General features: G+C 74.3%; 16 protein-coding genes. 10 read left to right on the top strand and 6 right to left on the bottom strand.

All coding sequences use genetic code 11. From position 1 onward, the window contains the following. Window positions 1–133: 133 nt before the first annotated feature. Window positions 134–1,543, bottom strand: a complete 1,410-nt coding sequence (locus ACOACO_RS03515; RefSeq protein ID WP_420294864.1) for an NAD-dependent malic enzyme — start codon at window positions 1,541–1,543, stop codon at window positions 134–136. Between the two features lie 133 nt (window positions 1,544–1,676). Between ACOACO_RS03515 and ACOACO_RS03510 the strand changes: the two genes are divergently transcribed. The 7 genes from ACOACO_RS03510 (at window position 1,677) to ACOACO_RS03480 (ending at window position 5,461) form a co-directional block, all read left to right on the top strand. Further along, window positions 1,677–2,009, top strand: a complete 333-nt coding sequence (locus tag ACOACO_RS03510) for a GNAT family N-acetyltransferase (RefSeq protein ID WP_420294863.1) — start codon at window positions 1,677–1,679, stop codon at window positions 2,007–2,009. A gap of 10 nt (window positions 2,010–2,019) precedes the next feature. Then, window positions 2,020–2,514 (top strand): SRPBCC family protein, encoded by a 495-nt coding sequence (locus ACOACO_RS03505; RefSeq protein WP_420294862.1) that lies wholly within the window; start codon window positions 2,020–2,022, stop codon window positions 2,512–2,514. A gap of 99 nt (window positions 2,515–2,613) precedes the next feature. Next, complete coding sequence (locus ACOACO_RS03500) at window positions 2,614–3,540, top strand: aldo/keto reductase (protein ID WP_420294861.1); 927 nt, start codon at window positions 2,614–2,616, stop codon at window positions 3,538–3,540. A 61-nt stretch (window positions 3,541–3,601) separates the two neighbouring features. Then, entirely contained in the window at window positions 3,602–4,513 is a 912-nt protein-coding gene (locus ACOACO_RS03495; protein ID WP_420294860.1) for a DUF692 family multinuclear iron-containing protein, read from the top strand. After that, window positions 4,510–4,983: a hypothetical protein gene (locus tag ACOACO_RS03490; protein ID WP_420294859.1), complete on the top strand. Its 474-nt coding sequence runs from the start codon at window positions 4,510–4,512 to the stop codon at window positions 4,981–4,983. Before ACOACO_RS03495 ends, ACOACO_RS03490 begins: the two co-directional genes overlap by 4 nt. Continuing rightward, window positions 4,980–5,165 carry a hypothetical protein gene (locus ACOACO_RS03485; protein WP_420294858.1) on the top strand — a complete coding sequence of 62 codons (186 nt, stop codon included), beginning with the start codon at window positions 4,980–4,982 and terminating at the stop codon, window positions 5,163–5,165. Before ACOACO_RS03490 ends, ACOACO_RS03485 begins: the two co-directional genes overlap by 4 nt. Beyond that, complete coding sequence (locus tag ACOACO_RS03480; protein ID WP_420294857.1) at window positions 5,165–5,461, top strand: hypothetical protein; 297 nt, start codon at window positions 5,165–5,167, stop codon at window positions 5,459–5,461. Before ACOACO_RS03485 ends, ACOACO_RS03480 begins: the two co-directional genes overlap by 1 nt. A gap of 5 nt (window positions 5,462–5,466) precedes the next feature. On the opposite strand, the gene ACOACO_RS03475 is transcribed toward ACOACO_RS03480, so the two are convergent. Then, window positions 5,467–6,096, bottom strand: a complete 630-nt coding sequence (locus tag ACOACO_RS03475) for a nitroreductase family protein (protein ID WP_420294856.1) — start codon at window positions 6,094–6,096, stop codon at window positions 5,467–5,469. 110 nt (window positions 6,097–6,206) lie between these two features. Here ACOACO_RS03475 and ACOACO_RS03470 point away from each other — a divergent pair, with 110 nt between their 5' ends. Beyond that, window positions 6,207–6,806, top strand: a complete 600-nt coding sequence (locus ACOACO_RS03470) for a TetR/AcrR family transcriptional regulator (RefSeq protein ID WP_420294855.1) — start codon at window positions 6,207–6,209, stop codon at window positions 6,804–6,806. Between the two features lie 90 nt (window positions 6,807–6,896). After that, the gene (locus tag ACOACO_RS03465) at window positions 6,897–9,221 is read left to right on the top strand and encodes an MMPL family transporter (protein WP_420294854.1); all 2,325 of its coding nucleotides are present in this window, start codon (window positions 6,897–6,899) and stop codon (window positions 9,219–9,221) included. A gap of 143 nt (window positions 9,222–9,364) precedes the next feature. On the opposite strand, the gene ACOACO_RS03460 is transcribed toward ACOACO_RS03465, so the two are convergent. Next, a complete protein-coding gene (locus tag ACOACO_RS03460) occupies window positions 9,365–10,612 on the bottom strand; it encodes a S1C family serine protease (protein WP_420294853.1) in 1,248 nt (415 codons plus the stop codon). Window positions 10,613–10,801: 189 nt separating this feature from the next. Between ACOACO_RS03460 and ald the strand changes: the two genes are divergently transcribed. Next, on the top strand, window positions 10,802–11,929 hold the full coding sequence (ald, locus tag ACOACO_RS03455; protein WP_420294852.1) for an alanine dehydrogenase: 1,128 nt from the start codon (window positions 10,802–10,804) through the stop codon (window positions 11,927–11,929). Window positions 11,930–11,938: 9 nt separating this feature from the next. Here ald and ACOACO_RS03450 read toward each other — a convergent pair whose 3' ends face one another. The 3 genes from ACOACO_RS03450 to arsM form a co-directional block, all read right to left on the bottom strand. Continuing rightward, window positions 11,939–12,424, bottom strand: coding sequence for a low molecular weight phosphatase family protein (locus ACOACO_RS03450; RefSeq protein WP_420294851.1), 486 nt, complete (start codon window positions 12,422–12,424; stop codon window positions 11,939–11,941). 77 nt (window positions 12,425–12,501) lie between these two features. Then, window positions 12,502–13,623: an ACR3 family arsenite efflux transporter gene (arsB, locus tag ACOACO_RS03445; protein ID WP_420294850.1), complete on the bottom strand. Its 1,122-nt coding sequence runs from the start codon at window positions 13,621–13,623 to the stop codon at window positions 12,502–12,504. Next, window positions 13,620–14,459 carry an arsenite methyltransferase gene (arsM, locus tag ACOACO_RS03440; RefSeq protein WP_420294849.1) on the bottom strand — a complete coding sequence of 280 codons (840 nt, stop codon included), beginning with the start codon at window positions 14,457–14,459 and terminating at the stop codon, window positions 13,620–13,622. Before arsM ends, arsB begins: the two co-directional genes overlap by 4 nt. Window positions 14,460–14,583 lie beyond the last annotated feature (124 nt).

The following is a 14,583-nucleotide window of genomic DNA, read 5'->3' as shown; positions in this document are numbered from 1 at the left end:
GCCATGAGCCCGGGAAGAGGACGGCCTGGTTCATCGTCGCCCGCACGGGCGGCTGAGCGCCCAGGCGCAGGACGACGAACGGGCCCGGCCCCCCGCAGGGGACCGGGCCCGTCGTCGTACCGGCAGGTGGGGCTCAGCCCTTCGGCGACGGGTCCCCGACGATCGCGGCGGCGACGGCCTTCGGCACGGCCGGGTCGAACACCGACGGGATGATGAAGCTCGGGTTCAGCTCCTCGTCGGTGACGACGTGCGCGATTGCCTGGGCGGCGCGCAGCAGCGCCTCCTGGGTGACCTCGTGGGCGCGGGCGTCGAGCAGGCCGCGGAACACGCCCGGGAACGCGAGCACGTTGTTGATCTGGTTCGGGTAGTCCGAGCGGCCCGAGGCGACGACCGCGGCGTACTGACCGGCCACCGACGGGTCGATCTCCGGGTCGGGGTTCGCCAGCGCGAAGACGATCGGGTCGGCCGCCATGTCCTTGATCCACTCGGCCTTCAGCAGGCCGGGGCCCGAGACGCCGATGAACACGTCGGCGCCGCGGAGGCCGTCGGCGAGCGTGCCGGTCACCTTGCGGGGGTTCGTACGACGCGCCAGCTCCAGCTTGGCGGGCGGCAGGGACGTGTCCTCGCCCGACAGGCAGCCCTCGCGGTCCCAGACCACGACGTCGCTGACCCCGGCGGCGAGCAGCAGCCCGACGATCGCCGTACCGGCCGCGCCGGCGCCGGCGACGACCACGCGCACGTGCTCCATCTGCTTGCCGACGCAGCGCAGGGCGTTGGTCAGCGCGGCGAGCACGACGATGGCGGTGCCGTGCTGGTCGTCGTGGAACACGGGGATGTCGAGGCGCTCGCGCAGGCGGGCCTCGATCTCGAAGCAGCGGGGGGCCGCGATGTCCTCGAGGTTGATGCCGCCGAAGCCCGGCGCGATCATCTCGACGGCCTTGACGATCTCGTCGACGTCCTGCGTGGCCAGGCAGATCGGCCACGCGTCGATGTCGGCGAAGCGCTTGAACAGCGCCGCCTTGCCCTCCATCACCGGCAGCGCGGCGCCCGGGCCGATGTTGCCCAGACCCAGCACGGCGGAGCCGTCCGTGACGACGGCGACCGAGTTGCCCTTGATCGTCAGGCGCGGCACGTCCTCGGGGTTGTCGGCCAGCGCCTTCGACACGCGGCCCACGCCCGGGGTGTAGGCCATCGAGAGGTCGTCACGCGTCTTCAGCGGCACCTTCGAGGAGACCTCGATCTTCCCGCCGATGTGCAGCAGGAAGGTGCGGTCGGAGACCTTGTGCACGGTCACGCCGTCGATCGCGTCCACCGCGGCCACCAGCTCCTGGGAGTGGTCGGCGTTGCTGGCCGAGCACGTCACGTCGAGCACGATGCGGTCGTGGCGCGACTCCGCGACGTCGATCGCCGTGACGATCCCGCCCCCGGCGGCGATCGCGGTGGCGACCGTGCCGATGTGGCTGTTGTCGGGCGTCGTGTGCAGACGCATGGTGATCGAGTACGACGACGCGGTCGCCGGGGTGGGTGCGCTGACGGGGGCCATGCTCGCAAGCGTCCGGCCACGCGAGGGTTACGGGCAAGTCACCTCCGACCGCAACGACCGAAAGTGGCACGCGCCACACGCTTCCCCGAACATCCCGCGACCCGGGCCGGGTACCCCGCCTAGGGTTCCTCGCATGGCCACCCCCACGGACCCGTCCGCCGTCACCGTCGTCGACGCCCCCGAGGAGTCCCGCTTCGAGATCCGCGTCGACGGCGCGCTGGCCGGGTTCGCGACGTACCGGCTGAAGGACCACGGCGCGCTCGTGTCCGTGCTCCACACCGAGATCGACGAGGCGTACGCCGGCCAGGGCCTCGCCAAGCGCCTCGCCGAGCAGGTGCTGGCGGACCTGCGCGCCGACGGCCGCCGCATCCTCCCGTTCTGCCCGTTCTTCCGGGGCTACCTGGCGAAGCACCCCGACCAGGTCGACCTCGTCCCCGCGGAGCGCCGCGCCGACTTCGACCTCTGAGGGGTACGCCGTGCCGCAGGTCGTCGCCGAGCAGTGGGTGCCCGTGCCCCCGGCCACCGCGTTCGCGGTGTCGCAGACCACCGGGGAGGCGCGGCTGCGCTGGGACCCGTTCGTGCGCTGGCAGCGGCTGGTCGACGCCGACCGGCCGGCGAAGGGGGTCCGCACGGTGACCCGCGCCCGCGTCGGCCCACGGATGGTGAGCGAGTACGTCTCCTACCGCCCACCCACCTCGGTCGGGATGACGATGGTCCGGGGGCCGTGGTTCTTCGCCTCGTTCGGCGGTGGGTGGCGCTTCGTGCCCGACACTCGCGACCTCGCCGGCACGGAGGTCGAGGGCACGCGGGCGGTGTGGAAGTACACGTACGCCGTGCGCCCCGCCTGGCTGCGCCCCGTCGCCGAGCCGATCGGCCAGTGGCTGCTGGGCCGCGAGATCCGGGCCCGGATCCGGGCGTTCGCGCTCGCGTGCACCGACCCCGTCGTGCTGGCCGCGGCCGCCGACGACTGAGCGGGGTCGCTCCCCGGGGTGCGCTGCGGCGAGGAATGCCCAGGCGCGTGCCACGTTGGAGGACGGAGTACGCCACGCCGACCCCTCGGAGGAGCACCTGTGAGCACCACCCCCTCGACCGCGTCCACGCTCGACCTCGGCCCGCTCGTGCTGGGCGGCAACGTCTTCGGCTGGACCGCCGACCGTGAGACCGGGTTCGCCGTGCTCGACGCGTGGCTCGCCGCCGGCGGCCGCTCCATCGACACCGCCGACGCCTACCCCCAGTGGGTGGAGGGCCGCGAGGCCGGCGACTCCGAGCGGATCATCGGCGACTGGATGGCCGACCGCGGCGTGCGCGACCAGGTCGTCGTCGCCACCAAGGTCGGCCAGGGCGACGGCCGCGTGGGCCTCGCGCCCGACAACCTGCGCGCCGCGCTCGAGGACTCGCTGCGCCGCCTGCGCACCGACCGCGTCGACCTCTACTACGCGCACGTCGACGACGCGTCCGTCCCGCAGGAGGAGTACGTCGCGGCCTTCGGCGCCCTCGTCGCCGAGGGCAAGGCCCTCCACCTCGGCGCCTCCAACTTCTCCGCCGACCGGCTGCGCTCCGCCGTCGCGCTGGCCGCCGACGCCGGCGTCGCCGGGTTCACGGTCAGCCAGGACCGCTGGAACCTCCTGGCCCGCGACATCGAGACCGACCTCGTGCCGACGCTCGCCGAGCTGGGCGTCGCGGAGACGCCGTACTCGGCGCTGGCCAGCGGCTACCTCACCGGCAAGTACGCCCCCGGCGCGACCGTCGACTCCCCGCGCGCCGGGGCCGCGGCGTCGTACGCCGAGAAGCCCGGCGCCGAGCGGGTCCTCGCCGCCCAGGCGGAGATCGCCCGCGACCGCGGCGTCTCCCCGACCGCCGTCGCCCTGGCCTGGCTGCGCGCCCAGCCCGTCGTCTCCGCGCCGATCGCGAGCGCCCGCAACGCCGAGCAGCTCTCCGCCCTTGTCGAGTCGTTCACCCTCGACCTCACCGCCGACGAGGTCGCCGCCCTGTCCTGAGGTGGGTGCGGCGCCGCACGCGCAGGTTTGGCGCGCGGGGCCGCGGCGCAGACTGCGCGCCGTGACCGTCGACGGGGCGTACCGAGCACCTCGCGGGCCCGCCGGGCTCGCGGGGACGGCCGTGGCATGGCGCCGGCCGGTGGCCGGGCTGCTGGCGTCGTGGGCGGCCGCCGGCGACCTCACCTTCACGGAGGTCGTGGCGGAGAACGTCGACCCCCGCGCCCTGCCCGCCGAGCTGCTGGCGCTGCGCGAGCACGGGGTGACCGTCGTGCCGCACGGCGTCACCCTCGGGATCGCCGGGGCCGAGCGGCCCGACCCCGCCCGCCTCGACCGCCTGGCCTCCCTCGCCGAGGCCCTCGGCTCGCCGGTCGTCAGCGAGCACGTGGCCTTCGTGCGCGCCGCCGGCAGCCCCGACCCGCTCCACGGCGACGTGCTCGAGGCCGGCCACCTCCTGCCCCCGCCCCGCACCGCAGAGAGCCTGGACGTGCTCGTCGAGAACGTGCGGGCGGCGCAGGCGGCGCTCCCCGTGCCGCTCGCGCTGGAGAACATCGCCGCGCTTCTCACCTGGCCCGAGGACACGATCGACGAGGCCGACTTCGTCACCGCGCTCGTCGAGCGCACCGGCTGCCGGCTCGTGCTCGATGTCGCCAACCTCCACGCGAGCGCGGTGGCCCGCCGCTCCGACCCCGTGGCGGACCTGCTGCGCTTCCCGCTCGAGGCGGTGGCCTACGTGCACGTCGCCGGCGGCGTCGAGGACGCGAACGGTCTCTTCCTCGACACCCACGCGCACCCGATGACCCCGCCCGTGCTCGCGCTCGTGCGCACGCTCGTGACGGCGTACGACGACCGCGCCCTGCCGGTGCCCGGCATCCTGCTCGAGCGCGACGAGGACGTCACCGTCGCGGCGATCGAGGGCGAGTACACCGCGCTCCGCACCGCCGTCGCCACGGCTCGGACGGGTGTGACCGCGTGACCACCACCGACGCCACCACCGACGCCCGGGCGCGCCTGGCTGCCCGGCAGCAGGAGGTGCTCGACGCGCTCCTGCACGGCGTCGTGCCGCCCGGGTTCGACCCCGCGGGCGCGGCGACGACGACCCGGGTGCTGCTGCGCAAGCGCAGCGACGCCGCGGTCCGCGCGGCCCCCGAGCTGGCGCTGCTGCCCGACTGGCGCCCCCGCTTCCACACCTGGGCCGCCACCCGGCCCGCCCAGGGCTGCGGCCACGACGACGTCGACGCCTTCGCCGCCGCGCTGCGCGCCGACGGGCCGCCCGCAGCGCCGGGGACGGCGGACTGGCTGCGGCTCCACGACGTGCACGCCGGTCGCCGCCGGGTGGCGTCGGTGGACCTCGCAGGAGAACGCCTCGTGGTGGTGGGCCTCGGCCGCCGCACCTGGCACCTGACCCGCCGGCGACGCCGGCGACCTACGGAAGGCAGGGCATGAGCGTCGTCGTCGGAGTCGCCCTCGTGGCGACCGTGTTCTTCCTCGTCACGGCGGTCGCCACTGCGGTCGTCGTGGCGTTCCTCAAGGTCACGCGCCATCCCGGGCGCAAGCGCGACGGCTCCGCCGGGTGCGGCGCGTCGTGCGGCACGTCGTGCGGCGGTGGGTGCGGGGGTGGTGACTGATGGTCATGGTCGCCGTCACCGCGTTCCTGCTGGCCTTCGCCGGCCTCCTGGTGCTGGTGCTCACCCTGGTCGTCGGCGTCGCACGGGGCTCCGCCCGACGTCGGCCCCGTCGCGGCGGGCGCCGCGGACGGGGTGACGGCTGGGCCGGTGCCTGGGGCGGCTCGGCGGGTGCGAGCTGCGGCTCGTCCTCCGACCACGGCGGCTCCGGCGGCTCCGACAGCTCCTGCGGCTCGTCGGGAGGGTCGTCGTGCGGCTCCTCCTGCGGGGGCGGCGGGGGCTGCGGCGGGGGGACCTGAGCCGGTCAGCCGCCGAACGGCACGCCCCACGCCCCGTCGTACGCCGACTCGGCCAGGGCCCGGCGCACCCGCTCCTTGCGGTGCCGGGCCACGTCCTCGTCGCGCGCGGCGGCGAGGTGGTCGTCGGTGCCGACGTACCCGACCGCGATCCCGACGACGACCCGGAAGGCGTCGGGGATGCCGAGGCCCCGCGCGACCGCGGCGCCGTCCACCCCGGCGAACTGGTGGGTGTGGAGGCCGACGGCCTGCGCCTGCAGCGTCAGGTGGGCGACCGACTGGCCGAGGTCGTAGAAGGTGTAGTCGCCCTTCGGCGAGCGGCCGTCGTGCTCGCCGACGAGGGTGGCGCCGACGATGACGACGGGCGCGGTGGGCACCCAGCCGCGGTTGCCCTCGCTCAGCGCGTCCAGCACGACGTCGTGCGCGGGGGTGCCGCGGCGGGTCACGACGTACGCCCACGGCTGCGTGTTGCCCGTCGACGGCGCCCAGGCGGCCGCCGCGAGCAGCCCGCCCACGGTCGCGTCGTCGACCGGGCGGTCGGTGGCGAACACGGCGGGGCTCCAGCGCGAGCGCATCGGCTCGGCGACGAGGTCGGCGGCGGGGCTGGGCTGGGGCAGCGGCGAGGAGGGGGCGGTCACCGCGCCATTGTGGCCAGCCGGCACGGCGCGACCCCGCCCGGGCGGGTGAGGCGGGACTCACAGGCCCGGCCCCTGTGCACTCTTGGGGGCACAGTGCAAGATTGCACTTCGTGACCACGAGTGCATCGAACGCCTTCCCGCGGGGGCGTGCCGGCAAGCGGGAGGAGACCGCCCGCCGCATCGTGGTGGCCGCTCAGGAGCTGGTGCTGGAGCACGGCCTGGACGGGTTCACGATGGACGACCTGGCTGCGGCCACCGGTGTCTCGCGGCGCACCCTCTTCAACTACTTCCCGTCCAAGCTGGACGCCTGCCTGGGGCCGCCGCCGACGATCCCGCAGGCCGACCTGGACGTCTTCCGCGCCGGCGGCCCGACCGGCGTGCTGATCTCCGACCTCGAGGTGCTGGCCCGCCAGGTGCTCCACCACGAGGAGCCCACCCAGGAGGAGCTGGTGCTGGGCCGCCGGCTGCTGCAGATCCCCCGGTTCCACGAGGCCGCCCACGAGCGGTTCGAGGACCTCGCCGAGCAGCTGCAGGAGGCGCTCGCCGAGCGCGACGGCCACGCCGCCGACCCCGGCACCGCGCGGCTGATCATCCGGCTGCTGGTCGCCGTCGTCGACTCCGCCCTCGACGCCAGCATCGGCGGGGACGACACCCCGCTGCCCGACCTCTTCTCGCGCTACCTCGCGACCGCCCGGTCGCTGCTGGCCTAGGGCCGGCCCCACGGACGAACCGCACGACCCGCACCACCCGACGTACGACCCGCGCAGGACCCGCCCGCACCACCCGAACAGGAGCCCCGCATGGCCATCCTCCTCCACCGGCTCGGCAGGACCGCCTTCCGGCGGTGGCCGATCTTCCTCGGCGTGTGGGTCGTGGCGCTCGTCGCCGTCGGCGCCACCGCGCTGGCGATCGCGAAGCCGACGACCAGCGCGTTCACCATCCCGGGCATCCCCTCGGAGCGCGCCAGCGAGCTCCAGCAGGAGCTGTTCCCCGACGCCGAGGACGCGCTCAACGACACCTCGGTGACCGTGGTCGTCGCGGCGCCGGAGGGCTCGACCCTCACGGACGAGCCGTACGCCGACCGCATCGCCCAGCTGGTGCAGGACCTCTCCGAGAGCCCGCAGGTGCTGAGCTCGGAGGAGGCGCCGATCCTCGACCCGACGACGGCGGCCGCGGCGCAGGAGGAGGCGCTCGTCGCCGGCGGCGCGACCCCCGAGGACGTCGCGAACCTCGCGCCGGTCGACCCGGACGGGCGGGTCGGGCTCATCACGCTGGAGTTCGACGTCGACGAGCCCACGGACATCGAGCCGGCCAGCCAGGAGGCGATCATGGAGCTGGCCGACGAGGCCAGCGGTGACGGCCTCCAGGTCGAGGCCAACGGCCCGGGCCTGCAGCTGATGGAGATCAGCGGCGCGTCGGAGCTCATCGGCATCGCGGTCGCCCTCGTCGTGCTCGTGCTGACCTTCGGCTCGCTGGTGGCGGCCGGCCTGCCGATCGTGACGGCCATCGTCGGCGTCGCGCTCACCTCGCTCGGCGTCACCGGCATGACCGCGTTCGTCGACGTCAGCGACATGACCCCGATCCTGGCGGTGATGATCGGCCTGGCGGTCGGCATCGACTACGCCCTCTTCATCCTCGCCCGCTACCGCAGCGAGCTGCAGCACACCGACGACCGGGAGGAGGCCGCGGGCGTCGCGGTCGGTACGGCGGGCTCCGCCGTCGTCTTCGCCGGCCTCACCGTGCTCATCGCCCTGGCGGCCCTGGCCGTCGTCCGCATCCCGTTCCTCACGGCCATGGGTCTCGCGGCCGCGACGGGCGTGGCCCTCGCCGTGCTCGTCGCGCTCACCCTGCTGCCCGCCGTGCTCGGCATGCTCAAGGGCAAGGCGTTCGGCGGCGTCGTGCGCCGCTACGACCCGAAGCGCGACTCCTCGGGCCGCGTGCTCAACAACGGCGTCCGCTGGGCCCGCACCGTGGGCCGCTCGCCGATCGCCGCCGTGCTGCTCGTGGTCGTCGCGCTCGGCGCCCTCGCCATCCCGGCGAAGGACCTGCAGCTCGCGCTGCCGAGTGACTCCACCAGCCCGAGCGACACCACCCAGCGCCAGGCCAGCGACCTCATCACCGAGGCGTTCGGCGAGGGCCGCCAGGCCCCGCTGCTCGTCGTGGTCGACGGTCGCGGCATCGAGGACGACGCCGCCCGTCAGGCGGCGTTCGGCGAGGTCGTCGCCTGGGCCGCGGAGAAGGACGACGTCGCCCACGCCCAGATCACCGGCACCAACGCCGACCCCGCCGGCGACCCCGCGACGGCGACGGGCGCCACGGTGCTCGTCACGCCGGAGTCGAGCGCCGAGGACGTGGCGACGACCGACCTGCTGGCCGACATGCGCGCCACCCAGGGCGACCTCGAGGAGTCGACCGACGTCGAGGTCGGCGTCACCGGCATGACCGCCATCGCGGTCGACGTGTCCGACCGCCTCAACGACGCGCTGCCGATCTACCTGCTCGTCGTGATCGGCCTGGCGTTCCTGCTGCTGGTGCTCGTCTTCCGCTCGCTGCTGGTGCCGCTCACCGCGACCCTGGGCTTCCTGCTGACGGTGCTCGCGACGCTCGGCATCACGGTGCTCGTCTTCCAGGAGGGCGCGCTCGGTCTCGTCGAGGGCCAGCCGCTGGTCAGCTTCATGCCGATCTTCCTCGTCGGCGTGGTGTTCGGCCTGGCGATGGACTACCAGGTCTTCCTGGTGACCCGCATCCGCGAGGCCCACGTGCACGGCGCCGACTCGGTGGCCGCGGTGGTCGACGGGTTCCGCAACTCCGCCCGTGTGGTCGCGGCCGCTGCCGTCATCATGATGTCGGTCTTCGCCGCCTTCATGCTGATGGACATGTCGTTCATCAAGGCGATGGGCTTCGCCCTGGCGACGGCGGTCTTCATCGACGCCTTCGTCGTGCGGATGACGCTCATCCCGGCCCTGATGTACCTCATGGGCGAGAAGGCCTGGTGGCTGCCGGGCTGGATCGACCGGTTCCTGCCGCGCGTGGACGTCGAGGGCGAGAGCCTCGAGCGCGCCCACGCCCGCCACGACGACGACCGGCACGACGACGACCGGGAGCCCCAGACCACCGGCGCCTGACCGCGGCGCCCGGCTCCCGCCGTACCGCACGACGGCCCCGCACCCCTCGAGGGTGCGGGGCCGTCGGCGTTCCCGGACGTACGCCGGGCGTCATGCGGACCGTGGGCCGGGGGGCTCGGTCCGCATGACGTCCGCGGGTGGCGTCAGTTGAGCGGCGACTCGCCCAGCGTGACCTCGGCGCTCTGCTCCGCGCCCGAGGCGTCGGTCCAGGTCACGTCGACCTCGTCGCCGGGCTCGTGCTCGGCGACCGCGGCGGCGAGCTCGTCGTACGACGCGACCTCCTCGCCGTCGACCGAGGTGATGGCGTCGCCGGCGGCGATCCCGGCGTCCGCCGCGGGGGTGCCCGGCTCGGCCTGCGCGACGAGCACGCCGTCGGCCGTGGGGTCGATGCCGACGCCGAGGTAGGCGGCCGGCCCGATGACGACGCCGTCGCCCTCCTGGTCGCTCACGACGAGCTCGACCACGTCGAGCGCCTCGTCGATGGGGCGGGCGTAGCTCGTGCCGCCGCCGTCCTCGTCCTGCAGGGCCGGGGTCGCCATGGGGCTGCGCTGCCCGTTGGTCGCGGCGGCGGCGGTGCTGATGCCGACGACCTCGCCCTCGTCGTCGAACATCGGGCCGCCGGAGTAACCGGGCACGACGTCGGCCGTCGTCTCGATGAGCCCGGTGATCGCGGTCTCGGAGCCGGTGGCCTGGTCGGTGGTGGTGATGTCCTCGTCGAGGCTGGTGACCTCGCCGCTGACGGCCGAGAGGTACCCCTGGCCCGACGCGTTGCCGAGCGCCGTGATCTGGTCCCCGAGCTCGACCCCGCCGTCGTCGTCGAGCGTGACGGTGTCGAGGCCGCTCGCGTCGTCGAGCTGGAGCACGGCGACGTCGGCCTCCTGGTCGTAGCCGACGACGTCCGCGTCGTACTCCTCGCCCGTGGAGGCGACCGTCACGCGCACCGTGCTGGAGCCGTCGACGACGTGGTAGTTCGTCACCGCCACCCCGTCGTCGGTCAGCACCATCGCCGTGCCCGCGCCCGCGCCGCCCGGCACGAGGGTGTCGACGACGAGCACGCCCGCGTCCGAGGGCTCCTCGCCGTCGGCCGTGCTCTCCGTGCCGGAGCTGCCGCGGTCGAGCAGGTCGGCGAAGCCGCCGCTCGTGGGAGCCTGCTGCGACGAGGTCCCCGAGCTCGGGGTGTCGGGGCCGTCCGCGTGCAGCGCCACCGGCACCGCGACCGCCGCACCGAGCGCCGCACCCGCCAGGCCACCGCCGACCGCCGCGAGCCACCCGCGCGGGCGCCGGCGCTGCGGCGCGGCAGCCGGGTACGGCGGGAACCCGCCCTGGGGCGCGCCGTACAGGGACTGCTGGGGTCGGTCGGGGTGCGGCGGGAGCGGACGCGTGTCGTTCATGTCCCCCAGTTGACCTCGCGGGCCTGCACGGGGGGTGAGTGCCGGCTGTGAAATGGGTGTGAGAGCGCGACCCCGAGACGCCCGGGGGTCGACTCCCGCAGTGACGTGGAGCACACTCGACCGGACGCGGCCACCCTCACCGCGTCGTACCGGGCGGGCCCACGAGGCCCCGAGACACAGGAGTCACACATGCGCATCGGCGTCCCCACCGAGGTCAAGAACCACGAGTACCGCGTCGCCCTCACCCCTGCCGGAGCCACCGAGCTCGTCGCCCACGGCCACGAGGTGCTCGTGCAGTCCGGGGCGGGCCTCGGGTCGGCGCTGCCCGACGAGGCGTACGCCGCGGCCGGCGCCAGGCTCGTCGACGTCGCCGACGACGTGTGGGGCGAGGCCGACCTGGTGCTGAAGGTGAAGGAGCCGGTGGCGGAGGAGTACCACCGCCTGCGCCCCGGCCTGCAGCTCTTCACCTACCTGCACCTCGCCGCCGACAAGGCGCTGACCGAGGAGCTCGTGGCGCGCGAGGTGACCTCGCTGGCCTACGAGACGGTGCAGACCGCCGACGGCGCGCTGCCGCTGCTGGCCCCGATGTCGGAGGTGGCGGGGCGGCTGGCGCCGCAGGCCGGCGCCTACCACCTCATGCGCGCCGGGGCCGGCGTGCTCGGCGGCCGGGGCGTGCTGATGGGCGGGGTGCCGGGGACGTACGCCGCGAACGTCGTCGTCATCGGCGCCGGCGTCGCCGGGATGAGCGCGGCGCGCGTGGCTCTCGGCCTCGGGGCGCGGGTGCTGCTGCTGGACAAGAACGTGGGGGCGCTGCGCGCCGCCGACCGGGCGTTCGGCGGACAGGTGCAGACCGTGGCGTCCTCGACGCTGGCGCTCACCGAGGCGGTGCTCGAGGCCGACCTCGTGATCGGCGCCGTGCTCGTGCCGGGCGCGAAGGCCCCCACGCTCGTCTCGAACGACACCGTCGCCCGCATGCGGCCCGGCGCCGTGCTCGTCGACATCTCGGTCGACCAGGGCGGCTGCTTCGAAGACTCGCACGCGACGACCCACGACGACCCGACGTACCGGGTGCACGACGCGACGTTCTACTGCGTCGCGAACATGCCCGGCGCGGTGCCGCACACCTCGACGTACGCCCTGACGAACGTGACCGTGCCCTACGCGCTCGCCGTCGCCGACCAGGGCTGGCGCGACGCCTGCGCCGCCGACCCCGCACTCGCCCACGGCCTGTCGACCCACGCCGGCGCCGTCACGAGCGCGCCCGTCGCCGAGGCGCACGGGCTGACGAGCGTCGACGTCGCCGAGGTGCTGGGCTGAGGGGACCGGTCAGTCGGTGGCGAGGAGGCTGGGCGGGAGGTCGATGTCAGGGACCAGCTCGACCACGAGGTCACGGACCCGGCTGTCGATGTCGGCGATGATCCGTCGGACCTCGGCCTCGTCCTGGCCCTTGGGGTCGTCGAGGGGCCAGTCGCGGTAGCGCGCGCCGGGGACGTAGGGGCAGTTCTCGCCGCAGCCCTGGGTGATGGCCAGGTCGCTCGCGGCGATCATCTCCGTGGTCAGGAGCTTGGGCGACTCCCGGGAGGTGTCGAGGCCGAGGGACTCCAGGACGCGGGCCACCTCGGGGTGGATGTGCTCGCCGGGCTCGGTGCCGGCGGAGATCGCAACCACGCGGCCTGCGGCGTAGTGCTCGGTCAGCAGCCGGGAGGCGACCGAGCGGCCGCCGTTGGCGCGGCAGGCGAACACGACCTGCGGGCGGGACTCCCCGCCGGGGGCGTCGTCGCGGAGGGCGTCGGGTGCGTCTGCGTTCGTCATGCGAGGGGCTCCTGGAGTCGGGTCGGCACGGGGTCAGGCGGAGAGCCGGCGAGCGGCCGGCAGGTCGGGCTCGCGGATCACGTCGTGGTCCGCGAGGCGGCCGGATCGTGGCCGCGGTCGCGCAGCCACAGGGCGACGTAGACGAGGGCGACGAGGACGGGGACCTCGATGAGCGGGCCGACGACGCCGGCGAGGGCCTGGCCGGAGGTGACGCCGAACGTGCCGATCGCCACCGCGATCGCGAGCTCGAAGTTGTTGCCGGCCGCGGTGAAGGCCAGCGTCGAGGTCTTGGCGTACCCGAGGCCCAGGCGTGCGCCCACGGCCCAGGAGACGGAGAACATCAGCACGAAGTAGGCCAGCAGCGGCAACGCGATGCGGGCCACGTCCCAGGGCTGGGAGGTGATCGCGTCGCCCTGCAGGGCGAAGAGCATGACGATCGTGAACAGCAGCCCGTAGAGCGCGACGGGGCCGATCTTCGGCAGGAAGCTGCCCTCGTACCAGTCGCGGCCCTTGGTCCGCTCGCCGATGAGGCGGGTCAGGAACCCGGCGACCAGCGGCACGCCCAGGAAGATGAGCACGCTGAGCGCGATGGCTCCCACGGAGAACTCCGCCGAGGTCGTCTCCAGGCCCAGCCACGCGGGCAGGGTCTGCAGGTAGAACCAGCCCAGCGCGGCGAAGGCGACGATCTGGAACACCGAGTTCAGCGCGACGAGCACGGCGGCCGCCTCGCGGTCCCCGCAGGCCAGGTCGTTCCAGATGAGCACCATGGCGATGCAGCGCGCCAGGCCCACGATGATGAGCCCCGTGCGGTACTCCGGCAGGTCCGGGAGCAGCAGCCACGCGAGCGCGAACATCAACGCCGGACCGACCACCCAGTTCAGCACCAGCGAGGAGACCAGCAGCCGGCGGTCGGAGGTGACGCGGGAGGTCTCGGTGTAGCGGACCTTGGCCAGCACCGGGTACATCATCAGCAGCAGACCGATGGCGATCGGCAGGGAGACCCCGCCGATCTCGACGGCCTCGAGGGCCTCGTCGATCCCGGGCACCGTGCGACCCAGCAGCAGCCCGAGGGCCATCGCCGCGATGATCCACACCGGCAGGAAACGGTCGAGCAGAGAGAGCTGGGCGACCACGCCCGCCTCGCCGGTGGCGCCCTCCTCGCGCTGCGGTGCGGGGGTGCGGGGGGTGGACGTGCTCATGCCGTCTCCGATCGTGTGCGGGTGGCGCGGACGACGGCCGCGGCGGCCTGGTCGTGGACGCGGTGGGTGGTCTCGATGGTGACCTGCTCCCAACCGGTCGCGGTGAGGGTGTCGCGGTACTCCGCCTCGGTCAGCGCTCCGGCGATGCAGCCGGTGAAGGCGGCCATGTCGGCGCGCGTCGCCTCGTCCATGCCCTCGTCGGCGATCACGTCGGAGACGGCGAACCGGCCACCGGCGCGGGTCACGCGGGCGGCCTCGGCCAGCACCACGCGCTTGTCGGCGGCCAGGTTGATCACGCAGTTGGAGATCACCACGTCGACCGAGGAGTCCGGCAGGGGGACGTCCTCGAGGTAGCCCTCCAGGAACTCCACGTTGTCCACCCCGGCGGCAGCGGCGTTGCTGCGCGCGAGCTCGAGCATCTCGGGCGTCATGTCGAGCCCGTACGCCTTGCCCGACGCGCCGACGCGACGCGCCGAGATCAGCACGTCGCCGCCGGCACCCGAGCCCAGGTCGAGCACGACCTCGCCCTCCGCGAGGTCGGCCACCGCCGTCGGCACCCCGCACCCCAGGGAGGCCTCGAGCGCGGTGGCGGTCGCCTGGTCGGCCTGCTCGCTGCCGTCGTAGAGCCCGGCACCGAACACGGTGGCGCCGTCGCGCTCGTTGCCGCGGTAGAGGCCGGTCTCCGAGAGCAGCACCGGGTCGGGGCCGCAGCAGCCGGCCGCCTGGGACGACCGCGCCGCCTCCGCGTAGCGGGCTCGCACGGTCTCCCGCAGCTCCTCCGCAGCGACCGCCTCCGCGTAGCGGGCTCGCACGGTCTCCCGCAGCTCCTCGGTCATCAGCGCCTCCACAGGTGGGGGGACGGCCCTCACGCTCGACCGTCGGCGAGACGAACGGCTGGTTAGACGTCCGTCGATGCAGCAACAGTGGTGCACTGGTTCGACGTCTGTCAATATGAACTGC

Origin of the sequence: Nocardioides sp. CPCC 205120, from assembly GCF_048654585.1 — a bacterium.
In the GTDB taxonomy this organism is placed as follows: domain Bacteria; phylum Actinomycetota; class Actinomycetes; order Propionibacteriales; family Nocardioidaceae; genus Nocardioides.
This window is presented reverse-complemented; position numbering and strand designations above follow the sequence as displayed.